At 63.7% G+C, this 26,476-nt stretch carries 26 protein-coding genes and 1 riboswitch; of the genes, 11 read left to right on the plus strand and 15 right to left on the minus strand.

Annotated features, from left to right (window positions below):
* Positions 1 to 177 precede the first annotated feature (177 nt).
* The 4 genes from OKW20_RS23980 to thiB form a co-directional block, all read right to left on the minus strand.
* Positions 178 to 1,689: a M48 family metalloprotease gene (locus OKW20_RS23980; RefSeq protein WP_192451061.1), complete on the minus strand. Its 1,512-nt coding sequence runs from the start codon at positions 1,687 to 1,689 to the stop codon at positions 178 to 180.
* A gap of 300 nt (positions 1,690 to 1,989) precedes the next feature.
* Positions 1,990 to 2,709, minus strand: coding sequence for a thiamine ABC transporter ATP-binding protein (thiQ, locus tag OKW20_RS23985; RefSeq protein WP_429176223.1), 720 nt, complete (start codon positions 2,707 to 2,709; stop codon positions 1,990 to 1,992).
* Entirely contained in the window at positions 2,706 to 4,331 is a 1,626-nt protein-coding gene (gene thiP / locus OKW20_RS23990) for a thiamine/thiamine pyrophosphate ABC transporter permease ThiP (RefSeq protein WP_429176229.1), read from the minus strand. The genes thiQ and thiP overlap by 4 nt, the downstream gene beginning before the upstream one ends.
* A gap of 7 nt (positions 4,332 to 4,338) precedes the next feature.
* Positions 4,339 to 5,367, minus strand: coding sequence for a thiamine ABC transporter substrate binding subunit (gene thiB / locus OKW20_RS23995; protein ID WP_429176232.1), 1,029 nt, complete (start codon positions 5,365 to 5,367; stop codon positions 4,339 to 4,341).
* Positions 5,368 to 5,418: 51 nt separating this feature from the next.
* Positions 5,419 to 5,537, minus strand: a riboswitch (TPP riboswitch).
* Positions 5,538 to 5,670: 133 nt separating this feature from the next.
* Between thiB and OKW20_RS24000 the strand changes: the two genes are divergently transcribed.
* The 5 genes from OKW20_RS24000 (at position 5,671) to OKW20_RS24020 (ending at position 10,619) form a co-directional block, all read left to right on the plus strand.
* Entirely contained in the window at positions 5,671 to 6,156 is a 486-nt protein-coding gene (locus OKW20_RS24000) for a GNAT family N-acetyltransferase (protein WP_429176235.1), read from the plus strand.
* 84 nt (positions 6,157 to 6,240) lie between these two features.
* Complete coding sequence (locus OKW20_RS24005) at positions 6,241 to 6,891, plus strand: thiamine diphosphokinase (protein WP_043622326.1); 651 nt, start codon at positions 6,241 to 6,243, stop codon at positions 6,889 to 6,891.
* A 3-nt stretch (positions 6,892 to 6,894) separates the two neighbouring features.
* Complete coding sequence (locus OKW20_RS24010; RefSeq protein ID WP_043622272.1) at positions 6,895 to 8,721, plus strand: ABC-F family ATP-binding cassette domain-containing protein; 1,827 nt, start codon at positions 6,895 to 6,897, stop codon at positions 8,719 to 8,721.
* A gap of 159 nt (positions 8,722 to 8,880) precedes the next feature.
* Positions 8,881 to 9,384: a MarR family winged helix-turn-helix transcriptional regulator gene (locus OKW20_RS24015; protein WP_043622328.1), complete on the plus strand. Its 504-nt coding sequence runs from the start codon at positions 8,881 to 8,883 to the stop codon at positions 9,382 to 9,384.
* Positions 9,381 to 10,619, plus strand: coding sequence for a multidrug effflux MFS transporter (locus OKW20_RS24020; protein WP_429176239.1), 1,239 nt, complete (start codon positions 9,381 to 9,383; stop codon positions 10,617 to 10,619). Before OKW20_RS24015 ends, OKW20_RS24020 begins: the two co-directional genes overlap by 4 nt.
* 61 nt (positions 10,620 to 10,680) lie before the next feature.
* Here the strand turns inward: OKW20_RS24020 and OKW20_RS24025 are convergent, their stop codons facing one another.
* On the minus strand, positions 10,681 to 11,898 hold the full coding sequence (locus tag OKW20_RS24025; RefSeq protein ID WP_034802869.1) for an argininosuccinate synthase: 1,218 nt from the start codon (positions 11,896 to 11,898) through the stop codon (positions 10,681 to 10,683).
* Between the two features lie 171 nt (positions 11,899 to 12,069).
* Between OKW20_RS24025 and OKW20_RS24030 the strand changes: the two genes are divergently transcribed.
* Entirely contained in the window at positions 12,070 to 12,711 is a 642-nt protein-coding gene (locus tag OKW20_RS24030; protein WP_043622278.1) for a LysE family translocator, read from the plus strand.
* Positions 12,712 to 12,972: 261 nt separating this feature from the next.
* Here OKW20_RS24030 and OKW20_RS24035 read toward each other — a convergent pair whose 3' ends face one another.
* The 7 genes from OKW20_RS24035 to OKW20_RS24065 form a co-directional block, all read right to left on the minus strand.
* The gene (locus OKW20_RS24035; RefSeq protein WP_043622281.1) at positions 12,973 to 13,767 is read right to left on the minus strand and encodes an ABC transporter ATP-binding protein; all 795 of its coding nucleotides are present in this window, start codon (positions 13,765 to 13,767) and stop codon (positions 12,973 to 12,975) included.
* A complete protein-coding gene (locus tag OKW20_RS24040; RefSeq protein WP_043622284.1) occupies positions 13,764 to 14,642 on the minus strand; it encodes an ABC transporter permease in 879 nt (292 codons plus the stop codon). Before OKW20_RS24040 ends, OKW20_RS24035 begins: the two co-directional genes overlap by 4 nt.
* A gap of 214 nt (positions 14,643 to 14,856) precedes the next feature.
* Positions 14,857 to 15,810, minus strand: a complete 954-nt coding sequence (locus OKW20_RS24045; RefSeq protein ID WP_043622288.1) for an ABC transporter substrate-binding protein — start codon at positions 15,808 to 15,810, stop codon at positions 14,857 to 14,859.
* Positions 15,811 to 15,950: 140 nt separating this feature from the next.
* Positions 15,951 to 17,186 (minus strand): 23S rRNA (adenine(2503)-C(2))-methyltransferase RlmN, encoded by a 1,236-nt coding sequence (rlmN, locus tag OKW20_RS24050; RefSeq protein ID WP_429176244.1) that lies wholly within the window; start codon positions 17,184 to 17,186, stop codon positions 15,951 to 15,953.
* Between the two features lie 234 nt (positions 17,187 to 17,420).
* The gene (locus OKW20_RS24055) at positions 17,421 to 17,924 is read right to left on the minus strand and encodes an invasion associated locus B family protein (protein ID WP_113535432.1); all 504 of its coding nucleotides are present in this window, start codon (positions 17,922 to 17,924) and stop codon (positions 17,421 to 17,423) included.
* Between the two features lie 399 nt (positions 17,925 to 18,323).
* Positions 18,324 to 18,701, minus strand: coding sequence for a YkvA family protein (locus OKW20_RS24060; RefSeq protein ID WP_429176248.1), 378 nt, complete (start codon positions 18,699 to 18,701; stop codon positions 18,324 to 18,326).
* Between the two features lie 49 nt (positions 18,702 to 18,750).
* Positions 18,751 to 19,068 carry a 4a-hydroxytetrahydrobiopterin dehydratase gene (locus OKW20_RS24065; RefSeq protein ID WP_043622291.1) on the minus strand — a complete coding sequence of 106 codons (318 nt, stop codon included), beginning with the start codon at positions 19,066 to 19,068 and terminating at the stop codon, positions 18,751 to 18,753.
* An 85-nt stretch (positions 19,069 to 19,153) separates the two neighbouring features.
* Between OKW20_RS24065 and OKW20_RS24070 the strand changes: the two genes are divergently transcribed.
* Complete coding sequence (locus tag OKW20_RS24070) at positions 19,154 to 19,630, plus strand: low molecular weight protein-tyrosine-phosphatase (RefSeq protein WP_429176251.1); 477 nt, start codon at positions 19,154 to 19,156, stop codon at positions 19,628 to 19,630.
* On the opposite strand, the gene thpR is transcribed toward OKW20_RS24070, so the two are convergent.
* Positions 19,567 to 20,157, minus strand: a complete 591-nt coding sequence (thpR, locus tag OKW20_RS24075; protein ID WP_043622298.1) for an RNA 2',3'-cyclic phosphodiesterase — start codon at positions 20,155 to 20,157, stop codon at positions 19,567 to 19,569. The genes OKW20_RS24070 and thpR overlap by 64 nt on opposite strands.
* A gap of 114 nt (positions 20,158 to 20,271) precedes the next feature.
* A complete protein-coding gene (locus tag OKW20_RS24080; protein WP_429176262.1) occupies positions 20,272 to 20,913 on the minus strand; it encodes an arylesterase in 642 nt (213 codons plus the stop codon).
* A gap of 66 nt (positions 20,914 to 20,979) precedes the next feature.
* Here OKW20_RS24080 and OKW20_RS24085 point away from each other — a divergent pair, with 66 nt between their 5' ends.
* The 4 genes from OKW20_RS24085 to OKW20_RS24100 all read left to right on the plus strand — a co-directional run bounded on the left by OKW20_RS24085 (position 20,980) and on the right by OKW20_RS24100 (position 25,899).
* Positions 20,980 to 21,705 carry an ABC transporter ATP-binding protein gene (locus tag OKW20_RS24085; protein WP_429176265.1) on the plus strand — a complete coding sequence of 242 codons (726 nt, stop codon included), beginning with the start codon at positions 20,980 to 20,982 and terminating at the stop codon, positions 21,703 to 21,705.
* Entirely contained in the window at positions 21,702 to 24,254 is a 2,553-nt protein-coding gene (locus OKW20_RS24090) for an ABC transporter permease (RefSeq protein ID WP_429176269.1), read from the plus strand. The genes OKW20_RS24085 and OKW20_RS24090 overlap by 4 nt, the downstream gene beginning before the upstream one ends.
* A 221-nt stretch (positions 24,255 to 24,475) precedes the next feature.
* Complete coding sequence (locus tag OKW20_RS24095) at positions 24,476 to 25,222, plus strand: Bax inhibitor-1/YccA family protein (protein WP_402325893.1); 747 nt, start codon at positions 24,476 to 24,478, stop codon at positions 25,220 to 25,222.
* A 122-nt stretch (positions 25,223 to 25,344) separates the two neighbouring features.
* A complete protein-coding gene (locus tag OKW20_RS24100) occupies positions 25,345 to 25,899 on the plus strand; it encodes a GNAT family N-acetyltransferase (protein WP_192451042.1) in 555 nt (184 codons plus the stop codon).
* A 117-nt stretch (positions 25,900 to 26,016) separates the two neighbouring features.
* On the opposite strand, the gene OKW20_RS24105 is transcribed toward OKW20_RS24100, so the two are convergent.
* Positions 26,017 to 26,421, minus strand: coding sequence for a DUF2794 domain-containing protein (locus OKW20_RS24105; protein ID WP_034802844.1), 405 nt, complete (start codon positions 26,419 to 26,421; stop codon positions 26,017 to 26,019).
* Positions 26,422 to 26,476 lie beyond the last annotated feature (55 nt).

The following is a 26,476-nucleotide window of genomic DNA, read 5'->3' on the forward strand; positions in this document are numbered from 1 at the left end:
GCCAGTGCTGTGCTCGGCGACCCGGCACTGAGCCGGGCTGCCCGTTGATGGTTTGGCAATGAGACGATTGGTGCTGGGCTTTTTGGGCAATCGTAGAGGCACCCAGCGGCGTGCTTGCCTTACAGACGGCAGGCAATCACGCGCGCACCAACGCGCTGCCGCCGCGACTGCCTCACGCTACTCGGAAACGATCTTCACCTTGTCGCCCGGCTTTATCGTCGAGCTGACCTGCATCGCATTGATCACCCGGAAGAGGTCGAGCTTGCGGTCGGTTCCCATCATGCGGGCCGACAACGTGGTGATCGTATCGCCGGGCCGGACGGTCACGACCCGGATCCGCAGCGGCTTCAGCGACTGCGTCTCAGCGGCCGTCATGCGGCGGAACGAGGTGCGCAACTGGTTTGCGGTCGGCTCGAGCGCGTTCGATCCCTTGGGCACGGCGGTCAGGAAGCGGTAGATCCGCGTATCGATACGAATGACCGTCACGTCGAAATCCCAACGGTCGGCGGAGGCGCGCGCGGTTGCGGCTTCCAGGCCGTTGACGCTGATCTGCCGGATCGTATCGGGCTTCAGGCCCGTTACCCAACCGCTGGCGATATAATCGGTCAGGCTTCGGCCGCCCGTGTCGGCGACGCCGTCGAAGCGCACGGCGATGTCGCCGGCGCCGGTCGCCAGCACCGCCTCGGCCTTGTTGTCGATCTGGAATCCGGCGGGCACGTCGAAGCGGATGCCGAGTTGGCCGTGCAGGAAGGTCTGCCCGCGCACATAGCCTTCTTGCGGGCTGTCGCCATAGAGCAGGCCGTCGATGCCGGCGAGATAGTAGTCGCGCCCGCGGTCGCCGCTGGTGCCTTCCGGACCGAAGGCACGGGCATGCCGGCGCGCGAGGTCGACACGCTGGGGCGCGTTCGGGTGGCTCGACAGGAAGTCGAGGCTCTGGTCGGATTCCGGATCGACCGCTGTGAAGCGGCTATAGGCGGCCATCGAGTCGAGGAAGCGCGCGGCGGCATAGGGGTCGTAGCCGGCCTCGCCGAGCATGCGCACGCCGATCACGTCGGCCTGGAGTTCCTGGTTGCGCGAGAAGGCCGCGAGCCGGAGCTTGCCGCGGGCGAGTGCCTGCTTGCCGGCGATATCGGAGGACAGCACCTCGGAGACCACCCGGCTGGCGATCACTTCCGCTTCCTCGCGTTGCTGCCTCTCGATGCCATGATTGGCGGTGACGTGGGCCATTTCGTGCGACAGCACGGCTGCGACCTCGGAGGCGTCATTGGCAAGCGCCAGCAGGCCGCGGGTGACGTAGAGATAGCCGCCAGGCAGCGCGAAGGCGTTGATCGCCGGCGAATTCAGGATGGTGATGCGATAGGACTGCTGCGGATTCTCGGAGACCGCCGTCAGCGCGCCGGTGATGCGCGCCACCAGGCGCTCGGTCTTGGCGTCCTTGTACTCGCCGCCGTAGCTTGCGACGATACGCGGATGTTCGCGCGCGCCCAACTGTGCCCGCGGATCGTTCTTCTGGACTTCCTCGACGATCTGCGGATTGGAGGAAGGCGAAACCGTCGGCTGATAAGTCTGCTCGATCACGGATTGGCATGCGGAAAGGAGCGTGGTCGCAAGCAATGCAACCACGGCGCGTCCACGCAGCCGTCCGCCCGTCGGCGGGATGCGGTCGTGTGTGACTGTATGCCTCTCCATGCCTCAGCCCGTTTCCGTCCGTCGCTCCGCCCGCATCCTGCGGAAACGTGGAACGACAGCGTTGAAAGTCCTACTTTTTCAGCCCGGCAGCGTTGCCCTGCCGCGACCTTTCAGTCCTGGTCTTGCTGTATCTGATTTCAGCGCCACCTGCCTAGTTTGTCTCGGTAGAAATAGTTGCCCCGTGGTATCACGGCAACGGATGCGGGAATATTCGCGCCTTGCCGGATATTTCGCGCGTCGCATGGCGCCGCGGTCAAATTGTGGCAACCGGCCAAGGGCGCGGTGAATCCGATCCGTCCTTCAAGTATTGCCGAGAAAGCGGTCGATCGCCGCATTATCCCGCCGCTCCAGGAAACGGTCGAGGGTATCGTTTGCGATGATACGCCCCTGGTCGAGAAAAAGCACGCTGTCGGCCAGGGCTTTCACGTCTTCGGGCTGGTGCGTGATCATCAGGATCGTGTTGCCTTCCTCCGCGTGCAGTTCCCGCAGGAGCGTGCGCATACCGGCGCGCATGCCGGGATCAAGCGCCGCGAAGGGTTCGTCGAGCAGCAGCAGCGGGCGCTTTCGCACAAGCGCCCGGGCAAGAGCGACACGCTGGCGTTCGCCGCCGGAAAGCGTCGGCGGCAGCCTTTTCCCGAAGCCTTCGAGCCCGACGCGGCGGAGCGCGTCTTCAATCTTCTCGCGGTCGGTCGCGGTCAATCGAAGCGCCGGGTCGATGCCGAGGCCGATATTGGTCGCGACGTCGAGATGGGCGAAAAGGTTGTTGTCCTGGAAGATCATCGAGACCGGCCGTTCCGACGGCGCCCGGTTGGCCACGTTCTCGCCGAGAATGCGGACCTCGCCGCGATCGGGATCCTCGAACCCGGCAATAAGGTGGAGCAGCGTCGACTTGCCGGAGCCCGACGCACCGGCGACGGCGACGATGCCACCGGTGGCAATCGTGCAATCGAAGGTGAGCGCGGCCGTTTCGAAACGGACCTCGACATCGCGCAGCTCTATCGCGGGGACGGGGTGGGTCATGCTTTGCGTCTTTCCGGCCGGCTGTCATTCGCCGTGCCGAGGATGGTGAAGATCAGGCACAGAAGCCCGAGGAAAAGGGCGAGACCGGCAGCGTCGGCGGTGCGGTAGCTGCCCATGCGGCTGTAGAGCAGCCAGGGCAGCGTCACCATGTCCTGGCTGCCGAAGAGGGCGACGGCGCCGAGGTCGCCGAGCGACAGCGCCATGGCGAAGGAAAGTGCCATCAGCAGCGGCTTGCGCAGCGCTGGAAAGTCGATCCATCGCAGGCGATTAAAACCACGGATGCCAAGGCTTGCCGTCAGCCGTTCCGACCGCGCCGCATGGGTCGCCATTGCCGGCGCGAGGATGCGATGGATGAAGGGAAGCGCCATCAGCGCATTGATCGCCACGACGATAACGGGCGCAAAACGCGCGACATCGCCGAAGGGACGCAGCAGAAGGAACCAGCCGGCGCCAAGTACCACGGGCGGCACCAGCAGGATCAGCGAGGTGCTGGCGCCGATGGCGCCGGCGAAACCGCGGGCGAGCGACGTCGCGTGACGCGGCGCGGTGACGGTCGCGGCTGCACGGATCATCACGGCCGCCATGGTGACGGAGGCGAGGGCCGAGGCGAGCGCGATTGCCGCGCTGGTCAGTAGCGCCCGGTGCACCGCCGGGTCGCGCGCGAGCTTCAGCAGATCGGCTTCGAGGCCGGAGATGAGGACGGCGACCAGCGGTGCGCCGAGAAACAGAAAGGCAAGGGCGATCCAGGCGGCATCGCTCAGGTGCGCGATCCTGGATGCGCCATCGAAGCGGCGCACGGTGCGGCCACCGGTCATGCCCTCTTCCGGCTCGGTCGCCAGATAACGAACCAGGAACAGCAGCAGGCCGGTCATGGCGATCTGCAGGGCCGATAGCGCGATCGCGCGGGGCGGATCGAAATCGAAGCGCAGCGCCTGGTAGATTGCCACTTCGATTGTGCTGGCCGCAGGCCCGCCGCCGAGCGTCAACACGAGGGTGAAGCTGGTGGCGCAGAGCATGAAGACAAGGCCGGCGGCACCCGGAAGCAGGCCGCGCAGGACGGGCCATTCGATGAAGCGGAAGAGCGCGCGCGACGGCATGCCGAGATTGGCGGCGCTGCGCCAGTATTCGGCGGGGATGCGCTCGAGCCCGGCCAGGAACAGGCGCGCCGCAAGCGGCATGTTGAAGAAGACGTGGGCGAGCAGGATGCCGAACAGGCCGTAAATGCTCACGGGCTGCGCGAGGCCGAGCCAGCGCAGGCCGGAATTGAGGAAGCCCTGGCGCCCCCAGATCTCGATCAGCCCGAGTGCGCCGACGAGAACTGGCAGTCCGAGCGGCAGCGCCATCAGGCGCAAGAGCCAGATGCGGCCGGGAAACTGCGGCCGTCGCGCCAGCGCCCGGGCGACGGGGATGGCAAAGAGCACCGACAGCAGCGTCGAGAGTGTCGCCTGCAGCAGGGTGAAGCGGGTGACGCGCCAGATGTAGGCGTCGAACAGCGCATCGTCGCTCGCGCCGCCCGTCTGGCTCAGCAAGGCGACGATCGCGAGGCCGACGAAAAGGACGAAGGCGCCGAGGCAGGCTGCCCCGGCGACCACTGTCATGCGATTTTCGCGCAGTGCGAACAATCCGGCCTCAGTTCTTGCTCATGGCGGCGAGCCATTCGTCGATCCAGGCCTTGCGGTTCTTGGCGACTTCCTCCGAGGGCAGGAGGAAGGTGTTATCCGGCTTGACCAGCTTGTTGAAGGCGTCCGGCAGAGGCTCCTTGGTGGCTGCGACCGGCATCATCCAGTTGGTCGTCGGGATGATCGACTGGAAGTCCGGACCGGTCATGAAGGCGAGGAACTGCTTTGCCAGTTCCGGCTCCTTGGCGTTCTTGGTCATGCCGGCGACTTCGATCTGGATGTAGTGGCCTTCGGAGAAGGCAGCCGCCTGATAGCGCTCGGTGTTTTCCGCGACCATGTGGTAGGCCGGCGACGTGGTGTAGGAGAGCACCATCGGCGCCTCGCCCTTGGTGAAGAGGCCATAGGCTTCCGACCAGCCGGGAGTGACGGTCAGGACGCGGTCCTTCAGCTTCGCCCAGGCAGCACCCGCCTCGTCGCCATAGACGGCCTTGACCCAGAGCAGGAGGCCGAGGCCCGGCGTCGAGGTGCGCGGGTCCTCGACGACGATCTTCTGCGACGGGTCGCCTTCGACCAGTTCCTTCAGGCTCTTCGGTGGCGTCTTCAGCGTCTCGGTGTCGTAGACGACGGCAAAGTGGCCGTAGTCATAGGGCAGGAAGGTGTCGTCGGAGAAGTTCCCGGGCACGGTGACGCCGGTTGCCTCGATGCCGTGCGGCGCGAAGAAGCCCGTTTCCTTGGCTTCCGCAACCAGGTTGGTGTCGAGGCCGAGCACGATGTCGGCCTTGGAAGCCTCGCCTTCGAGCTTCAGGCGGGTGAGCAGCTCGACGCCGTCGGCGACGCCGACATAGTTGACCTTGCACTCGCAGGTCTTCTCGAAGGCTTCTGCAACCTTGGCGCCCGGTCCCCATTCGGTGATGAAACTCTCATAGGTATAGACCGTCAGCGTCTTGTCGGCGGCGATCGCGACGCCGGAAAAAACGAGGCTTGCGGTGGCCGCAAGGGCTAGCCGGCTAAAGAATGTGAGCTGCGATGAATTGGACATGGCGAGGACCTCTCTCCCAAAGTTCGTTGTTGCATGGGAAAAGGGCGTATCGATCCGATCGCGTCTAATCCCTCCGCCGGTATGAGCCGGATCAGGTTCCGCGGGTTGGCGTTTTGACGCCTCTCAGCCTCCGGCCGCTGTGCGGTCGGGAGGCACCCCGTTAGAGCGGCAAGAGATTTACCGCTGCCAAGGCCCCAAGGCAAGCGATGTTTGCGGGGAAGCAAGGGCGGCTGGCCGGCACGACGGCGCGTGTTTGCGTAAGCCGCCAACTGCGCTACACAACGGCAGCGAGGAGGAAATGTCATGCCCGATATGCTCGTTCGACTTTATGCCCTGCCGGCTGAGCCTCAGTCGAAGCTTGGTCCTGACATCAGCATTCGCCGCGCCATGGCGCCGGAGCGCCGCCTTGTCGTGTCCTGGATCGAAAAGACCTTTGGCGCCGGATGGGCTGGCGAGGCGGAAGCCGCCTTTTCCTCGACCCCGACGCGTATGCATGTCGCAGTCCATGAGGAAAAGATCGTCGGCTTTTCCTGCCACGACGTGACGGCGCTCGGCTTCTTCGGTCCGACCGGTGTCGACGAAGGCATGCGCGGACAGGGGATCGGCGAGGCGCTGCTGCTTGCAAGCCTGACGGCCATGCGCGAGGCCGGCTACGGCTACGCGATTATCGGCGGTGTCGGGCCGGCGAAGTTCTACGAGCGGGTGGCCGGGGCCGTCGAGATTCCGGATTCGACCCCCGGCGTTTATGCCGGCATGCTGTTCCCCGATCCGGTGCCCGAGGGGCATTGACGGTCTGACCAAAATCTTAAGAACCGGTCGCCCGACGGTTTTCTTCGTTTTCCTTCGGCGGTCCTTTGCGCTATGGGCTTTGCCATGGCTCGATCGACCTTCACCATTCTGCTTGGCGGCGCCCTTTCGCTGACCGACCGGCTGGCTCACCAGCTGGCCGCAAGTCGCTTCATCGCGGCTGATGGCGGCATGCGCCATGCGCGGCTGCTCGGCATCGTGCCCGATGTCTGGGTCGGTGATTTCGACTCGACCGAGGAAGCCCTTCTTGCGGACTACGCCTCGGTTCCGCGCGAGCCCTATCCGGCGGCAAAGGCCGCGACGGACGGTGAGATCGCGGTCGAGGCGGCGCTGTCGCGCGGGGCCGATCGCCTGATCTTCGCCGGCGCGCTCGGCGGCACCCGCAGTGATCATGCGTTCATGCATCTGCTTCATGCCGTCGCCCTTGCCGAGCGTGGGCTTTCGGTGTTGATGACGTCGGGCGAGGAAGAGGCCTATCCGCTGCTGGCCGGCTCGCTCGAAGTCGACCTGCCCAAGGGCTGCCTCTTCTCGGTCCTCGGGTTGACCGAGCTGACCGGTCTTTCGATCGTCAATGCGCGTTATCCGCTCGACGATTTCACCCTGCCGTTCGGCTCGTCCCGAACCGTTTCCAACGTTGCGGAGGGTCACCTTCGCTTCACTCTCAAGAGCGGCCGTGCCCTCGTGCTTGCCCGCCCCTATGACCTTTCCGGAGCCTGAGCCTTGGCGCCTCCCATTCTGAAACTCGACGATATCTTCCTCACCTTTGGCGGCACGCCGCTGCTTGCCGGCGCCAATTTTCAAGTGGAGCCGGGCGACAAGATCTGCCTGGTCGGCCGCAACGGCTCGGGCAAATCGACGCTGATGAAGATCGCCGCGGGCCTTGCAGAGGCGCAGTCGGGCGAAGTGTTCCGCCATCCCTCGGCAACCATCCGCTATCTGCACCAGGCGCCGGATTTCGACGGTTACGACACGGTGCAGGCCTATGCCGAGGCGGGCCTCGGCCCGAGCGACGATCCCTATCGCGTCGCCTATCTGCTGCAGCATCTGGGGCTGACCGGCGAAGAGGATCCCAAGCGCCTTTCCGGCGGCGAAGCGCGTCGCGCAGCACTTGCCCGCGTCATGGCGCCGGAGCCGGACATCCTTTTGCTCGACGAGCCGACCAACCATCTCGATCTGCCGACGATCGAATGGCTGGAAGACGAACTGATCCGCAGCCGCTCGGCGCTGGTGCTGATCTCGCACGACCGGCGCTTCCTGGAAAAGGTCTCGACCGCCACCGTCTGGCTCGACCGTGGTCAGTCCCGTCGCCTCGACCGTGGCTTTGCCCATTTCGAGGCCTGGCGCGACGAGGTGCTGGAGGCCGAGGAGCTGGAGCAGCACAAGCTCGGCAAGGCGATTGAGCGCGAGGAACATTGGCTGCGCTACGGCGTGACCGCGCGGCGCAAGCGCAACATGCGCCGCCTCGGCGAGCTGCAGACCATGCGGGCGACCTATCGCGGCCACAAGGGGCCGCAGGGCACCGTGCAGGCGACTGCCGCCGACGCCAAGGAATCCGGCAAGCTGGTGATCGAGGCCGAGAAGATCACCAAGGCCTATGGCGAGCGCACAATCGTCGCGCCGTTCTCGATCCGCGTGCACCGCGGCGACCGCATCGGTCTCGTCGGCCCGAACGGTGCCGGCAAGACGACGCTCCTGAAGATACTGACCGGACAGATCGAGCCGGACACGGGCACGGTCAAGCTCGGCACAAATCTGGAAATCGCGACGCTCGACCAGAAGCGCGAAGACCTCAATCTCGACGATACGCTGGCGCACTACCTGACGGACGGGCGCGGCGACAACCTGCTGGTCAATGGCGAGCAGCGCCACGTTACCGGCTACATGAAGGACTTCTTGTTCCAGCCGGAGCAGGCGCGCACCCCGATCCGTGAGCTTTCGGGCGGCGAGCGCGCAAGGCTGATGCTGGCGCGCATTCTCGCGCGGGCGACGAACCTTCTGATCCTCGACGAGCCGACCAACGATCTCGACATCGAGACGCTCGACCTGCTGCAGGAGATCGTTGCCGGCTTTGCCGGAACGGTGATCCTCGTCAGCCACGACCGCGACTTCCTCGACCGCACCGTCACCTCGACGATCGCACCAGCCAATCCGGAGGCGCCGGATGGGCGCTGGATCGAGTATGCCGGCGGCTATTCCGACATGATGGCGCAGCGCAAGGGCGCGATCGAGGAGAAGCGCAAGGCCGAGAAGGCGGAGAAGGCCAAGGCCGATGCAGCCGCACCCACGGCCGAAGCGCCGAAGGCTGCCAAGGGCAAGCTTTCCTACAAGCAGAAGTTCGCGCTCGAAAACCTGCCGAAGGAGATCGCCAAGGCGGAGGCCGAGGCTGCCAAGCGCGAAGAAAAGATGGCGGATCCCAACCTCTTCACAAAAGATCCAAATGCTTTTGCGAAACTGGCACAGGAACTGGAAAAGCTGCGTGCCGACCTCGCTCGCATGGAAGAGGAATGGCTGGAGCTCGAGATGCTGCGCGAGGAGCTCGAGGGCTGACGCGCAACCACGACGGCTTCATGCGTGAATGCGAAGGTAATACGTTGAATCCTTGCGGGTTTTACCGTTAAACTGGTAAGGGAAAGATGGCTTGCCGCGTTGAACGTTATCAGATGCTATGATAAGTAAAACTTATTATATCACCTGTGAACGATCATGATGCCCTTCAAGCTAGAATCCGAAACCATTGGAATGCTTCTGACCGATGTCTCGCGCCTCTTGCGCGGGGCCTTCGACCGTAAGGTCAATGCCATGGACCTGGGCATCACGCCCGGCGAGGCGCGCACGCTGATCCAGGCGGCGCTTACCGAGGGCATCAAACAGGCCGAAATCGCAACGCGCATGGGCATCGAGCCGATGACGCTGTCGGCCTATCTCGACCGGCTGGAGACGAACGGGCTCGTCGCCCGTGTTCCCGATCCGGCGGATCGTCGCGCCAAGAATGTCATCATCACCGAAAAGGCGGGTCCGCTGCTCAACGAGCTGATGACCGGGCTTCGCGAAATGATGGATGCCTATACCGAGGGGCTGGATGCGGAAGCGCGCGCGCTTCTCTGTTCCAACCTACGCATCCTGCGTGACAATCTGCGTCAGCTCGATCCGTGCCTTGCGGGCAAGGATACAGCGGAGAAGGCCGAGGTTCGGGTCGGAGCCGCGCAATGACGCGTCGCATGAGCGAGCGGCGCACAAGCATCATCGGCGCCTTCCTGGTGGCGCTCGGCCCCGTTTCCATGGCGCTCTACACGCCGGCGATGCCGGAACTGGTGCGTGCCTTCTCCTCAAGCGAAGCGGCGATCAAGATGACGCTGTCGCTCTATTTTGCGGGTTTCGCCTTCGCCCAGCTTGTCTCCGGCACGCTTTCCGACGTGATCGGACGCCGGCGCGCGACGCTGATTTTCATGGCCATCTACCTCGTCGGCAGCCTGATGGCGGCCTTTGCGCCTTCCGTCGCGGTGCTTTTGGCCGGCCGCCTGGTGCAGGGCATCGGCGCCTCCGTCGGGATGACCGTGGCGCGCGCGATCGTGCGCGACCAGTTCACCGGGGTCGAAGCCGCCCGCATCATGAACATGATCGGCATGATGCTGGCGCTGGGGCCGGCCTTTTCGCCGACGCTCGGCGGTCTGGCGCTCGGGCTCTTCGGCTGGCAGTCGATCTTCTTCCTGATGGTCGGCTTTGCGGCCATGGCCTGCCTCACCGTGCAGTTCTTCATGGCCGAGACCGCGACACCCGATCCGAGCAAGGGGCATCTGAAGCCGATCCTTGACGCCTATCGCTCGCTTCTTTCCGACAGCCGCTTCATTTCCTCCACCCTCGTCATCGCCGGCGCCGTCGGCGCGCTCTATGCCTGGGCGACGATGCTGCCCTTCGTGCTCATCAACGAAGTGGGTCTGACGCCGACCGAGTTCGGCGTGGGCATGCTGATGCAGTCCGGCCTGTTCTTTTCGGGTGCGGTGACGGTGCGGTTTCTGCTGCGCCGGTTTACGCCGCAGGCGCTGGTGCCGGCCGGCCTTTTCTTCATCGGTGCGGCCAGCCTCGCGCTTGGCTACAGCATGCACCTGATCGTGCCGAGCTTCCTCTCGGTCATGCTGCCGATCGGTATCTATTCCTTCGGCATCGCCTTCGTCATGCCCTACATGATGACGGCGGCGATGGCGCCATTTCCCGCGATCGCCGGTACGGCCTCGGCGATGATGGGTTTCGTGCAGATGGGATCGGGGCTGCTCGGAGGCGCGATCGCCGCTGTAGTCGGCGTTCCGGTGACGGCGCTCGGCACGATCATTCCATGCTTCGGCCTCGTCTGTATCGTGAGCTATGTCTGGTATCGCCGTACCATTCGGCTGCGTCCGCTGGACGCGCCGGTCGAGCGCAAGGATCCGTTGCAGCAAGCGGCAGAGTAATGGGCACGAAAAAGCCTCCGCGAAAGGATCGCGGAGGCTTTTTTCTTCACTGGAAAGCGGCTTAGCGGTTGCGCGCGGCCAGCGTGCGCAGACGCAGCGCGTTGAGCTTGATGAAGCCGGCGGCATCCTTCTGGTCGTAGGCGCCCTGGTCGTCCTCGAAGGTGACGAGCTTGTCGGAGTAGAGCGACTTGTCGCTCTCGCGGCCGATGACCATGACGTTGCCCTTGTAGAGCTTGAGCGTCACTTCGCCTTCCACATGTTCCTGGCTCTTGTCGATCGCCGCCTGCAGCATCTCGCGCTCCGGCGAGAACCAGAAGCCGTAGTAGATCAGCTCGGCGTAGCGCGGCATCAGCTCGTCCTTGAGGTGGGCAGCGCCGCGGTCGAGCGTGATGCTCTCGATCGCGCGGTGCGCCGAAAGCAGGATGGTGCCGCCGGGGGTCTCGTAGACGCCGCGCGACTTCATGCCGACGAAGCGGTTCTCGACGAGGTCGAGACGGCCGATGCCGTTGTCGCGGCCGTACTCGTTGAGCTTGGCAAGCAGGGTTGCCGGCGACAGGCGTACGCCGTTGATCGAGACGGCGTCACCGCGCTCGAAGCCGATCTTGATGACGGTCGCCTGATCCGGAGCGGCTTCCGGCGAGATCGTGCGCATGTGCACGTATTCAGGGGCTTCCAGTGCCGGGTCTTCGAGAACCTTGCCCTCGGAGGAGGAGTGCAAGAGGTTGGCGTCGACGGAGAACGGCGCTTCGCCCTTCTTGTCCTTGGCAACCGGGATCTGATGCTTCTCGGCGAATTCGAGCAGGTCGGTGCGGCTCTTGAACGACCAGTCGCGCCACGGCGCGATGATCTTGATGTCCGGGTTCAGCGCATAGGCCGAAAGCTCGAAGCGAACCTGGTCGTTGCCCTTGCCGGTCGCGCCATGGGCGATCGCGTCGGCGCCGGTCTTCTTGGCGATATCGATCAGGTGCTTGGAGATCAGCGGGCGGGCGATCGAGGTGCCGAGCAGGTAAACGCCTTCATAGACGGCGTTGGCGCGGAACATCGGGAAGACGAAATCCTTGACGAACTCCTCGCGGACGTCCTCGATGTAGATCTCCTTGATGCCGAGCATCTCGGCCTTCTTGCGGGCCGGCTCGAGCTCTTCGCCCTGGCCGAGGTCGGCGGTGAAGGTGACGACTTCCGCGCCGAGTTCGGTCTGCAGCCACTTCAGGATGATCGAGGTGTCGAGACCGCCCGAATAGGCGAGAACGACCTTTTTCACGTCTTTATGCGATGCCATGGTTTCCGTCCGTCTGGTCTTGGGGAGGGCGGCGATGCCGCGTGCAAATCTGCGGCACTTTAGCCAGAACCTGCGGCGATACAAGCGCTAGAACGCCTGACGATGCGAATCCGCTGGCAAAAGCGCAGGCGCATGATTACTGGAGGCGACCCCCGCGCCGAGGAAACGATGATGGACTTCATTCCCAGCCTGCCGACCCTCCTGACCTTCGCGGCTGCGACGCTGCTTCTGGCAGCCACGCCCGGCCCGGACATGACGCTTTCGATCAGCCGGGCGCTCGCCCAGGGCAAGAAGGCAGCCCTTTTCGTCGTGCTCGGTACCAGCTTCGGCATCGTCGTGCATACGCTGCTCGTCGCCTTCGGCATCTCGGCGCTGATCACCGCTTCGCCGACCGCCTTTGCCATCCTCAAGACCGGCGGTGCCGCCTATCTGCTGTGGCTTGCCATCCAGGCGATCCGCTTCGGCTCCAGCATCTCGGTGCAGAAGGTCGAGCCGACGGAAGGCAAGGCGCTTGCCAACATCTCGGCTGGATTCTGGGTGAACCTCTTGAACCCCAAGGTCATCATTTTCTTCATGACCTTCCTGCCGCAGTTCGTCAGCGCCGACGATCCCTCGGTCACCGGCAAGCTTCTGTTCCTCGGCGCGTTCTTCATCACCATCGGCATGCCGGTGAACATGCTGGTCGTCTTCACTGCCGACTGGCTTGCCTCCTGGCTGCAGCGCAACAGGGGCGTGATGCGGGCACTGGACTTCAGCTTCGCCGGCGTCTTTTCGGTGTTCGCGGTGAAGATTTTCATGACGACGGCGCGGTAATTTTTACCGGAAGCTTTGCCCCTCATCTGCCTACCGGCATCTTCTCCCCGTTCTGACGGGGAGAAGAGCGCATGCCGCACTGTTCGGCGGGAAACGGGACCGTTGGTGATGCAGGCAAGCTTGGAGGACTGGCCGATTGCGGCCTATGCAAAAGCCTGATGGGGACCGAGCGATCGCCGCGGGTTTTCTTCTCCCCGTGTCTGCGGGGAGAAGATGCCGGCAGGCAGATGAGGGGCAGCAACAGTTGTCGAGCAGGCCGGATCAGCCGATGAGCAGCGCGTCGTCGTCGAGCGTCTGGCCGCGGATGCGGCGGAACATGGCGATAAGGTCTTCTACCTGCAGTTCCTTGCGGCTGTCGCCGGCGACGTCGAGCACGATCTCGCCACCGTGCAGCATGATGGTGCGGTGGCCGTAGTCGAGCGCCTGGCGCATCGAGTGGGTCACCATCATCGTCGTCAGCTTTCGCTCGGAAACGATCTTCTGCGTCAGGTTCATCACGAATTCGGCCATGCCCGGGTCGAGCGCTGCCGTGTGTTCGTCGAGCAGCAGCACTTCGGAGCCGGCAAGCGTCGCCATGACCAGCGAGACCGCCTGACGTTGGCCGCCGGACAGAAGATCCATGCGGTCGCCCATGCGGTTTTCAAGGCCGAGGTTGAGCTCGGCGATGCGCTCGCGGAAATGCTCGCGGCGCTTCGGGCCGAGGGCGGCCGCGAGGCCGCGTGCCTCGCCACGCTTGGCGGCGAGCGCCAGGTTTTCCTCGATCGAGAGCGCGCCGCAGCTTCCGGTCAGCGGATCCTGGAAGACGCGGGCGACGAGGCCGGCGCGGGCGGCGGTGCCCTTACGGCTGACGTCGGTCTTGCCGATCGTCACCTGGCCGGCACTCGGCAGCACGTCGCCGGCGAGCACGCCGAGGAGCGTCGACTTGCCGGCACCGTTGGAGCCGATGACGGTGACGAACGAGCCCTGCTCGATCGTCAGGCTGACGCCGTTCAGCGCCTGCTTCTGCAGCGGCGTTCCCTTGCCGAAGATGACCTGGATATTGTTGACGCTGATCATGCCGCACCTCCACGACGCAGGCGGGGAAGGACGAGGGCGAAGGTGACGAGAGCTGCGGTGACGAAATTGAGGTCGGAAGCCTGCAGCCCGAGCATGTCGGTCGAGAGCGCCAGCTGGATGGCGATGCGGTAGAGGATAGAGCCGAGCACGCAGCCGATGAGCGCAATCAGGATGCCGCGGGCGCCGAGCAGCGTCTCGCCGATGATGACGGCTGCGAGGCCGACGACGATCGTGCCGACGCCCGAGGTGACGTCGGCGAAACCGTTGGTCTGGGCAAAGAGCGCGCCGCCGAAGGCGACGAGCGCGTTGGATATTGCCATGCCGAGATAGATCTGGCGGTTGGTGTCGACGCCCTGTGCGCGGGCCATGCGGGCATTGGCGCCGGTGGCGCGCATCGCAAGGCCGGCATCGCTCTCAAGGAAGCGCCAGACGATGATGACGGCGACGACGACGAGCACGCCGATGAACAGCGGCCGGACGTAGAAATCGCGCAAGCCGAGGCCGTAGAAGGGCGATAGCATCGTGTCGGCATTGATCAGCGCGACGTTCGGCTTGCCCATGACGCGCAGGTTCACCGAGAACAGCGCGATCATCGTCAGGATCGAGGCGAGCAGGTTGAGGATCTTGAAGCGCACGTTGAGCATCGCCGTGACGATGCCGGCGGCGGCACCCGCCACCATGGCGACACAGGCCGCAAGCCACGGGTTGACGCCGGCGATGATCAGCACGGCGGTAACGGCTGCCCCCAGCGGAAAGGATCCATCGACGGTCAGGTCGGGGAAATCGAGCACCCGGAATGCGAGAAAGACGCCAAGGGCGACGAAGGCGTAGACCAGCCCCAGTTCCACGGCTCCCCAGAAAGCGATTAGACTCAACCCCAGACCCTCTTTTTACGTGTCGCGCGTGGTTGTCGTTATGGGCGCGACGCTCCCGCTTGGCACATGGGGCCCAAGGCCGGCGCATGTGCGGCTCAGAACTTTCGGAGCGGCCCCGCGATCCAAAGGATCAGGCCCCTCATAGCGAACCGCCCCCGTATGGAACGGAGGCGGGCAAAACGCAACAAACTTGAACCTGAAAAGGTCGAAAGCGTTATTCAACGACGCGGGTTGCGCGCTTTACGACACTTTCCGGAAGGGTGACGCCCATTTTCTCGGCGGCCTTCTTGTTGATCACCAGGTCGGAACCGGCAGCAACCTTGACGCCGATGTCACCCGGGTTTTCGCCCTTGAGGATGCGAACGACGATTTCGCCGGTCTGCTTGCCGACATCGTAGTAGTTGAAGCCGAGGGCTGCGAGCGAGCCGCGGGCAACGGAATCCGTGTCGGCGGTGAAGAGCGGCAGCTTGGCTTCCTCGGCGACGGCGACGGCACCTTCGAGCGCGGAGATGATCGTGTTGTCGGTCGGCACGTAGATCGCGTCGGCGCGGCCGACGAGAGCGCGGGCAGCACCCTGGACTTCAGCCGACTTGGTCGCGGCGGACTCGACGACGGTCAGGCCGGCCTTTTCGGCTTCGGTCTTCAGCACCGCGAGCAGCGAAACGGAGTTGGCCTCGCCGGAATTGTAGAGGTAGCCGATCGACTTGGCGTTCGGCAGGATTTCCTTAATCAGGGCGACGTGCTCGGCAACCGGTGACATGTCGGAGAGGCCGGTGACGTTGCCGCCGGGCTTGTCCATGTCCTTGACCAGCTGCGCGCCGACCGGGTCGGACACGGCTGTGAAGACGACCGGGATATCACGGGTCGAGGAGACGACCGCCTGGGCCGACGGCGTGGAGATCGGAACGATCACGTTCGGGGCTTCGCCGGCGAACTGACGGGCGATCTGGGCGGCGGTCGCCGGGTTGCCCTGGGCCGACTCGTAGAGGAACTTGAGGTTCTCGCCTTCCTTGTAGCCGGCGGCGGCCAGCGCATCCTTCACGCCGTCGCGGGCGGCGTCGAGCGCCGGGTGCTCGACGATCGCGGTCACAGCGACGGTCACCTCATCGGCACGGGCGGGCAGAGTGAATGCCACCGTGGCGGCAAGGGCGATGAGAAGTGAGCGCATGGGTTGTCCTCCTGAATTGATTTCCCGCTTTCTTAGGAAACCGGGGACATGAAATCAATCGATAGGATCTGCATCACCCATCAAAGTTCTTCATCGATGGGTGATGGCAGTGCGGAGGAACCGCAAGCAGGCGCTACGGCTCAATCTTCGCCGTGGTTGGCGATCATCATCGCCTCGAAGGCGAGGCGATCGACCTTGCGCATGCGTTCCGATTCCGACTTCAGCTGGCCGCAGGCGGCGAGAATGTCGCGGCCGCGGGGCGTGCGGATCGGCGATGCGTAGCCGGCCTGGTTGATGAAGTCGGCGAACTTCTCGATGTGCTCCCAGTCGGAACACTGGTAGTTGGTGCCCGGCCAGGGGTTGAAGGGGATGAGGTTGATCTTCGCCGGCACGCCCTTCAGCAGCTTCACCAGTTGCTTGGCGTCTTCCAGGCTGTCGTTGACGTCCTTCAACATCACATATTCGAAGGTGATACGGCGAGCGTTGGAAAGGCCCGGATAGGCGCGGCAGGCGTCCATCAGCTCCTTCAGCGGGTACTTCTTGTTGATCGGCACCAGCATGTCGCGCAGGTCGTCGCGCACGGCATGCAGCGAGATCGCCAGCATGACGCCGATTTCCTCGCCGGTGCGATAGATTTCCGGCACGATGCCGGAGGTCGACAGCGTGATGCGGCGCTTGGAGAGCGACAGGCCTTCGCCGTCAGAGGCGATCAGGAGGGCGGTCTTCACATGCTCGAAATTGTAGAGCGGTTCGCCCATGCCCATCATCACGATGTTGGTGATCTTGCGGCCTTCCGCCGGCACAATCGCACCCTGCGGCGTGTCGCGCTCGGGGAAATCGCCGAGCCGGTCGCGGGCGAGCAGGAGCTGGGCGAGTATTTCCTCGGCCGTCAGGTTGCGCACCAGCTTCTGCGTGCCGGTGTGACAGAACGAGCAGGTAAGGGTGCAGCCGACCTGGCTCGAAATGCAGAGCGTGCCGCGGCCTTCTTCGGGAATGTAGACGGTCTCGATCTCGACTGGACGGCCGGCGCCGCGCGCCGGGAAGCGCAGCAGCCACTTGCGGGTGCCGTCACCGGAAATCTGCTCTTCGACGATCTCCGGGCGTGCGATGGTGAAATGCTGCTTCAGCATCTCGCGCATGTCCTTGGATACGTTCGTCATATGGTCGAAGTCGGAGACGCCGCGCACATAGAGCCAATGCCAGAGCTGGCTGACGCGCATCTTGACCTGGCGCTCCGGCACGCCCTTTTCGACCAGCGCCTTGGCCATGTCCTCGCGCAGAAGACCGATCAGCGACGGCTTTTCCGCCTCTATGGCTGCGCGCACTTGGGGCGCCTTGGCGATTTCCACCCGGTTCAGAATTTCAGTGGCTGCCATGCTCATGATGTCCTGTCATACGGCGTGAGGCCGTCCGGAGAGCGGGTCCGGAAATCGTCCTGATGCGCGAATTGAAATCGGTCGAGCCATCGAAAGCGGCCAATCGGGGCGCGGAGGCTCTCAAGTTGGGCCGGGCTTTAGCATTGTTTTGGCCCGGAGTCACGCGGCAGGGGCCGTGAACGCAAAAGGCCGGCTTTGCAGCCGGCCCTTTGCGCGTGACGTGTCGTCCCGTGATTACTTGCAGGCCTCGATCTGCTTCAGCGCAGCGGAGATGCCCGAGAGCGAGTAGGAGTAGGAGGTTGCCGTGCCCTTGCGCGACTTGGCGTTGACCGACATGGCCTTGCCGTTCTTCATCGCGGCGACGAGGGCCGGTTCTTCGGCAGCGTTTTCGACCCAGGCGGAGTTGCCCTTGGTGAACATCACGAAGGTGCGGCCGTCGATGACGACGTTGACCTTGGAGTTCTCCTGGAGGGGGTAGCCCATCATCGCCTGCGGCTCGTAGCTGATGTTCTGGCCGGGGCGCTGGGAAACGAGGAAGAAGATGTCGCCGTGGTCGACGCCGGCCGGGCTCTTGTCCTTGGGAACCGAGAGGACGTAGCAGACCTTGCCGCCGCCGGCGTTGTAGGAATAGGCGCCCCAGGCGTTGAACTGCTGGATGCGCGTCGGAGACTGGGCGGCAGCCATGCTGGCGGTCGCCAGAACGAGTGCGATTGCGGTTGCGATCTTTCTTACAAACATGAGGTCCTGCCGCTTTTCTTGCTCTTCGATCACCCGAAACAGGTTAGACGGGCGACGCGTAGTCATCATTTGAATTTGTTTTGACTTAATTCAGGTTACCAAACCGTCAACGATGGCCGAAAACCTCGGCTTTTAGCCCCGAAACGGAGCGGTTCGCCCCGTTGCGCAATGCTTTCCGACCGCCGCTTCGCATCTTCGCCGAACCGGGTCCGATGCCGGATGCGCCTTGCCTCGGAATGCCGTTCCGGAAGGTTTCCTGCCCCAAGCCAATCTTTGACGTCAGCCACGCCAAATCGCGCGGCCGGCGTCATTTGCATGTGTATGCCACAAAGAATTGGGCAAGAGTTTGACTTTTGGGCGGGAATGGGGCGCCACAACCGGACAGCCGTGCGTCCGACGTCAGCTCTCTGGTGTATCGGCCAGTGTCTCGTCGGCCCTGGTATAGTGCGTTTCCTTGATCTGCCCGCTGATCGCAGCAAAGGCCGCGGTCAAGACGGCCACGTCGTCGGAGAAGCCGACGACGGCCAGCACGTCGGGGATGATATCGATCGGCAGCACGAAGTAGGCGAGGGCGGCAAGCAGGATGCCGCGGGTGCGCGTCGGCGTCTTCGGATCGATGGCGCAGTAGTAGGCGGCGACCAGGTCGCGGCTGAAGGGGATCTGCCGGGCAGCCCTTCGAAAGGTGGGCCAGAAGCGGCGCTTCACGCGCTTTTCCCGCCGCTCCTGCTCGGATTCTTCCCCCGGCAAGAGAATTTCACCGATCTTGATGTCGTCCATCGTCCCGCTTCCGCTGTTGCAGCGCTTCACAATATGGGGATTGGCTGTTCTATTTCAAATGATCGGGCATGCGGCCGGCCGCTGCCTTGTCCATGCGCGCAGCCAGTTTGAAGTCGAGTTCGCTCAATCCGCCGGCGTCATGGGTTGTGAGCGTCACGTCGACGCGATTGTAGACGTTGAACCATTCCGGGTGATGGTTGAGTTTCTCGGCGACGATCGCGCATTCGGTCATGAAGCCGAAGGCCTCGACGAAGTTCTTGAAGCGGAATGCCTTCCAGATCGAGTTGCCGTCTTCGGCCCGCACCCAACCTTCCATCTTGTGCAGGTTGTCGGCAATCGCCGCCTCGTCCAGTTTCTCCGCTGCCATTGCTCTCTTCCTCCCATCCGTCTGTTCGAAGGCCGAGCTGTCGCGTATAAGCGTCCACTGTCTCCAGCCTTCGAATCTGAATAGCATGAAACCGGTCAGAGTTCTTTTCGTTTGTCTCGGCAACATCTGCCGGTCGCCGCTTGCCGAGGGCGTGTTGCGCGCCTTGGCGGAGCAAAAGGGATTGGCTTTCGCGCTGGAGGTCGATTCGGCGGGAACTGGCGCCTGGCATATCGGCGATCCGCCGGACCGGCGATCAATCCAGGCGGCGCGGCAGCACGGCATCGATATTTCTGCGTTGCGCGGCCGCCAGGTGGCGGCGGCAGATTTCGACGATTTCGACATCATCATCGGCATGGACGAGAACAATGTTCGTACGCTGAGAAGGCTCGCGCCTGCGGGCACGGCACAGAAGGTGCATCTCTTTCTCGACTATGCGTCAGGCAAGAGCCGGGACGTGCCGGATCCCTACTATGACGGGCCGGAAGCCTTCGAGGCGCTTTACCAGATGCTTGAGGCCGGATGTTCGTCGTTGCTCGAAAGGTTCGGCGAACGCACCTCATGAAGCGGGAAGACCTCTTCCGTCAGGTAGGGTCCGCCGCCGACCGAATCGCGCGACGAGAGCAGCACGAAGCGGGAAACGTTGAAGAGCGAGGTCATGAAGTTGCCGCGCCCGGAGAGGTACTCGACCACGTCTTCGACACGGCTGGAGCGCAGCCGGGCGAGCGTCACGTGCGGGGTGAACTTGCGCGGGTCCGGCCCCAGTCCGAGCCGCTGGCAGATGCGCTCGATTTCGGCCTGCAGCGCATACATTTCCGGATGATTGGTGACGCCGGCCCAGACCGAATGCGGCTTCTTCGAGCCGAAGGCGCCGGTGCCGGTCAACTGCAGCTGGAATTCGGGGCGTTCGATCCGATCGAGCTTGTCGATGATCTCGTCGGCGGTGCGCCAGTCGACGTCACCGATGAAGCGCAGGGTGATGTGGTAGTTCTCCACATCGATCCAGCGAGCTCCGGGAAGACCTCCGCGCAGCAATGAAAGACTCATTGCAGCATTGCGCGGAATTTCGAGGGCGGTGAATAGTCTCGGCATGGCGAGCTCCCCGAATCTCTTGCAGATGTCTTAGCGAATCACGCATCGCATCTGCACGCAACTGGTATTTGACGCTTCAGAATATTAACGTTGTCTTAACTGTGGACGATGTCATCACTCCGTCTTATTCAGCGTTGCCAGAAACCGCTCGACGACGGGCAAGGCCTTCTCGACCATGACGCCGACGCCGTCGCCATTGGGATGCATGCCGTCTTCGAGCTTGAGCTTGGCCTCGGTCACCACGCCATCGAGAAAGAACGGATAGAGTTCCAGCCCGTATTTTTCGGCGAGTTCCGGATAGATCGGGTTGAAGCGGGCGGCGTAGTCTGAGCCCATGTTCGGCGGCGCCATCATGCCGGCCAGCAGCACGGCGATGCCGCGGTCCTTCAATCGGGTAATCATCGCCTCGATGTTCTTACGGGTCTCTTCAGGCGCGATGCCACGCAGCGCGTCGTTGGCGCCGAGCTCAAGGATCACGCCCTTGGTACCATCCGGCACCGACCAGTCGATGCGGGCAAGACCGCCGGAACTCGTGTCGCCGGAAACGCCGGCGTTCGCGATCGTCACGTCGAAGCCCTTTTCCTTCAGCGCCTTTTCCAGCCGGGCCGGGAAGGCGTCCTCCGGCGGAAGCTGATAACCCGCCATCAGGCTGTCGCCGAAGCCGATGAGGCTGATCGTCTCGGCGCGTGCCGTGCATGATAACGCAAATGTCATCATCAGTGCCAAGAAAACCCGTTGAAATCCTTTTAATGCCATGGGCCTGTTCCTAAATCCCGAATGCCGTTTCTGTTCCCCACTTCGTTTCATATAGGGTTGTTTCGCTTGGCCAGCACCATCATCGAACTTAAAAACGCGGATCTGACGCTGGGCGAGGCGGCCGCCTCGGTGCATGTGCTGAAGGGTATGAGCCTGACGATCGATGCCGGAGAATCCGTCGGCATCGTCGGCCCGTCCGGTTCGGGCAAGTCGACATTGCTGATGGTGCTTGCCGGGCTCGAGCGGCTGGATCGCGGCGAGATCGTTATCGACGGCACGCCGCTGCACCGGCTCGACGAGGACCGGGTCGCGGACTTTCGCGGACGCAATATCGGCATCGTCTTCCAGTCCTTCCACCTCATTCCCAACATGACGGCGCTCGAAAACGTCGCCGTGCCGCTTGAGCTTGCCAATGTCCCCGGCGCCTTCGAGATTGCGCGCAAGGAGCTTGTCGCCGTCGGCCTCGGCGAGCGGCTCAGCCACTATCCCGGCCAGCTCTCGGGCGGCGAGCAGCAGCGCGTTGCGATCGCACGGGCGCTTGCGCCCTCGCCGAAGCTTCTGATCGCCGACGAACCGACCGGTAACCTCGACGCCGAAACCGGACGGCAGATCGCCGATCTGCTTTTCGCCGAACAGCGTGACCGTGGCATGACACTCGTGCTCGTGACCCATGACGCCGCCCTTGCCGACCGTTGCGCGCGGCAGGTGCGGGTGCGCTCGGGCGAGATCGTTGCCGGCGGTGCGGCGGACCCCATGGCGGTGGCGCCGGTCCAGCAGGCGGCCTCCGCATGATCGGCGCGCCTTCGGTACGGCTGAGGCCGCTGCTTGCCCTCAGGCTGGCGCTGCGTGAAATGCGCGGCGGGCTCAAGGGCTTCTACATCTTCCTCGCCTGCATTGCGCTCGGGACCGCGGCGATTGCCGGCGTCAACTCGCTGTCGCAATCGATCACCGCGACGATCGCCTCGCAAGGGCAGGAACTGCTCGCAGGCGATATCCGCTTCGAGCTCAACAATCGTGTCGCAACGGCCGAAGAGCGCGCCTATCTCGATGGCCTTGGAACCGTTGCGGTTTCCGCCGGCCTCAGATCGATGGCGCGGTTGCCCGATGGTTCCAACCAGGCACTGGTGGAACTGAAGGCCGTCGATGCGGCCTATCCGCTCTACGGCACGCTGGAAAGCGAACCCGACCGGCCGTTGCACGACCTCATCGCCCGTGACGGCGACGTCTTCGGTGCGGTCGTGGCGCCTCTGCTGCTCGATCGCCTGGACGTCAAGGTCGGAGACGAAATCCTTCTCGGCAACGCCCGTGTCCGGATCGCCGGCACGATCACACGCGAGCCGGACGCGCTTTCCGACGGTTTTGGCTTCGCGCCGCGCCTGATGGTTTCGGAAGAAGCCCTGGCGGCGACGGGACTGGTGCAGACCGGAAGCCTCGTCGAGCACACATACAAGGTGAAGCTTGCCGACCCGGCAGGGGTCGCCGCCATTCGCACCGAGGCGGAGAAAAGCCAGCCGGCCGCCGGCTGGTCGATCCGCACCAGCGGCAACGCCGCACCGGCGCTGACGGCCAACATCACCCGCTTCTCGCAGTTCCTGACGCTTGTCGGCCTGACGGCGCTGATCGTCGGCGGCGTCGGCGTCGCCAATGCGGTGCGCGCCTATCTCGATGCCAAGCGCAGCGTGATCGCGACCTTCAAATGTCTGGGGGCGCCTGCCGCCTTGGTGGCGATGATCTATCTCGCGCAGATCCTGATGATCGCCCTGATCGGCATCGTCATCGGGCTTGTGCTCGGCGCACTGATCCCCTTTGTCGCGGCGCAATTCCTGGCCGACCTGCTGCCGATTTCGACCGCTTTCCATCTCTATCCGGGGGCACTCGGGCTTGCCGCGCTGTTCGGTGTGCTGACGGCGCTGACCTTCGCCATCCTGCCGCTCGGCCGGGCGCGCGCCATTCCGGCGACGGCGCTCTTCCGCCAGCAGGGCTTCGACCCCTCGGGCTTTCCGGCATGGCCCTATCTGCTCGGTGCCGTTGCGTGCCTTGCCGCGCTCGCCGGCTTGGCGATCTTTACGGCCTACGACCGCTACATTTCGCTCGTCTTCCTCGGCGCGATCGCCTTCGCCTTCATCGTGCTGAGGGCCGTTGCGCTTGCGATCGCCTGGCTCGCGCGCCGCAGCCCGCGGGTCAATTCGCCGGCTCTCAGGCTGGCGATCGGCAACATTCACCGTCCGGGTGCGCTGACCTCCTCGGTGGTGCTGTCGCTCGGCCTCGGGCTTGCGCTGCTCGTGACGCTGGCTTTGATCGACGGCAACCTGCGCCGCGAACTCACCGGCAGCATGGCGGAGCGCGCGCCGAACTTCTTCTTCGTCGATATCCAGGGCAGCGAGATCGAAGGTTTCCGTTCGGTGCTGAACCAGGCGATCCCGAAGGGCAAGGTCATCGAGGTGCCGATGCTGCGCGGCCGCATCACCGCCTTCAATGGCGAGGACGTGAACAGCCGCAACGTGCCGCCCGCAGGCCAATGGGTGCTGCGCGGCGACCGCGGCATCACGTACGCCAAGAACAAGCCGGAGAACTCGACCTTGTCCGAGGGCAGCTGGTGGCCGGCCGACTACAGTGGCGAACCCCTGGTTTCCTTCTCGTCCGAGGAGGCCGGCGAACTCGGCCTGAAAATCGGCGATACGGTCACCGTCAACGTGCTCGGCCGCAACATCACGGCCAAGATCGCCAACTTCCGCAATGTCGAGTGGGAATCGCTGTCGATCAACTTCGTCATGGTGTTCTCGCCGAATACCTTTGCCGGCGCACCGCATGCCTGGCTGGCGACGGTGATCGATCCGTCGGCGACGCCGGAAGAGGAGGCGGCGGTCCTGAAGGCCGTCACCAATGCCTATCCAACGATCACCAGCGTGCGGGTGAAGGACGCTCTCGACATTGTGAATGGTCTGCTCGGACAGCTGGCAACGGCGATCCGGGCGGCGGCGGCCGTGGCGCTGGTCGCTTCCGTGCTGGTGCTGGCCGGCGCGCTTGCTGCCGGCAACCGGGCGCGCGTCCATGACGCGGTCGTCCTGAAGACGCTGGGGGCAACGCGGGTGACGCTCATCAAGGCCTTCAGCTACGAATACGCAATCCTCGGTCTTGCAACCGCCGTTTTTGCGCTGTTTGCCGGCGGTATCGCCGCCTGGTTCGTCGTCAACCGCATCATGACGCTACCCTCGAGCTTCCTGCCCGACGTGGCGATCGTGACGGTTGTAGCGGCGCTGGTGATGACGGTCGGCATCGGACTTGCCGGTACATGGCGCATTCTCGGGCAGAAGGCGGCGCCGGTCCTGCGCGAACTTTGACCGTGCCGAGTTAACCGTAAATCCCTATTGCACCGGACTGAATCGGTCCGGTGCAACGGAATCCGGGAGTGCCGGGTCTTGTGTGCAGCGGGTTTCGGCATCATATTTGTCCACAGGCATGCTGGAGCTCCGCAGCGGCGCCTGGGCGTGGAAGATCATCTTCCAGGGCGATACTCGCCGCCCGACACCGTAACATCCACCGGAGCTTGAATGAGGAAACAATGGCTGATCTGAGAAATTACCAAACCCGAATGTCGCCCGCCGGCGCTCAGGCGGGTGCCGTGATTGACGAAGGCCTTCGCGCATACATGCTGAAGGTCTACAACCTGATGGCGCTTGGTCTGGCGATCACTGGCGTCGCGGCCTACCTGGCCTTCCAGATGGCGTTTTCGGATGGCCAGCTGACTGCCTTCGGTGCTGCGATCTACACGAGCCCGCTGAAGTGGGTGGTGATGCTGGCGCCGCTGGGACTCGTGTTCTTCATGAGCTTCCGCATCAATAGCATGAGCGTTTCTGCCGCGCAGACGACGTTCTGGATCTATGCCGCCCTGATGGGCCTGTCGCTGTCGTCGATCTTCGTGATCTACACCGGCCAGAGCATCGTTCAGACGTTCTTCGTGACCGCCGCTTCGTTCGGCGCCCTGTCGCTTTACGGCTACACCACGAAGAAGGACCTGTCCGGCATGGGCTCGTTCCTGATCATGGGTCTGTTCGGCGTCATCATCGCGTCGATCGTCAACATTTTCCTCGGCTCTTCGGCGCTCGCCTTCGCGATCAACGTGATCGGCGTGCTGATCTTCGCAGGCCTCACCGCCTACGACACGCAGAAGATCAAGGAAATGTACTTTGAAGCCGATGACAGCACCGTTGCCGGCCGCAAGGCGATCATGGGCGCGCTGACGCTCTACCTCGACTTCATCAACCTGTTCATGTTCCTGCTCCAGTTCATGGGGAACCGGAACAACTAAGTCTGAACAGCAGACGGAAAAGGCGGCTTCGGCCGCCTTTTTTGTTTCTTGAAGCAGCTTGAAAGCGTCCGGGCTCCGTGGGAGTGAAAGGACGACGAAACCTTGGGATCAAGTCTAAAGCCATGTCCCTGACCCTGCGCGACGCCACCCTGGCCGATCTTCCCGTCATCACCGAGATCTATCGCGAATCCGTGTTGCACGGCGTTGCGACCTACGAGATCAACCCGCCATCCGAAAAGGAGATGCGGGCCCGGTTCGAAACGATCATCGGCAACGGCTACCCTTACATGGTCGCGGTAGACGAGGGCGGGACGATCATAGGCTATGCCTACGCATCCGGTTTCCGCACGCGCACGGCCTATCGTTTCCTGGTCGAGGATTCCATCTACCTGGCGCCGGAAGCCCGCGGCAAGGGCGCCGGCAAGGCGCTGCTGGTCGAACTCGTCCGGCGTTGCACGGAGCTCGGCTTCCGCCAGATGGTCGCGGTGATCGGCGGTGCCCATCCGGCCTCGATCGCCGTACACCGGTCGCTCGGCTTCGAACTCCAGGGCACGATGAAAGCAACCGGCTTCAAGCACGGCCGCTGGCTCGACACGACGATCATGCAGCTCGCGCTCGGCGAAGGCCAGGCGACCGACCCGCCGGAAGACGTCTATCCGGACACGCTCTACCAGTGATCGTCGCTTGCTGAAGGATCTCGGTCGGCGAAGCGCGCTCGCAGCGCGTATAGGCAAATCGTGCCGTTGCCGCCTGTGACGTCGGCGTGCGCCCTGATCGCACCCTTTCCCGGGTGGTCAGGTTTCCACCAGCCTCAGCACCTTGTCGAATACCTTGAGCACCTGGGCGAGCTCGTGGCCGCGTTTCAGGATCGTGCCGTGAATGTTCAGCACGCTATAGGCGCCCTGTTTCGCGGCCAGTTTCGGGTTCTTCTCGATCCGGTAGAGCGGCATTTCGCCCGAACGCTTGAACACCGAGAAGACCGCGCGGTCCCTCAGGTGGTCGATGGCGTAGTCCCGCCATTCGCCTTCGCCGACCATGCGGCCGTAAACCCATAGGATCTGGTCCAATTCGCGGCGATGGAAAGTGATGGGGGGAGCGTTCTTGGCGTTCTTGTATTCGTGAAGATCGACGACCACTTCGGAAGTGGTCTCGCGCTGATGGCGCGCCTCGCCTTGCGGCAAATCCGGCTCATCGGTCATCGGCAATCCGGCCTTCTGTTGTGACAGAACGATTACAGTGTGCCTGACACGAGCC

The sequence above is a fragment of the Ensifer sp. LBL genome, assembly GCF_050435225.1.
Lineage (GTDB): Bacteria > Pseudomonadota > Alphaproteobacteria > Rhizobiales > Rhizobiaceae > Ensifer.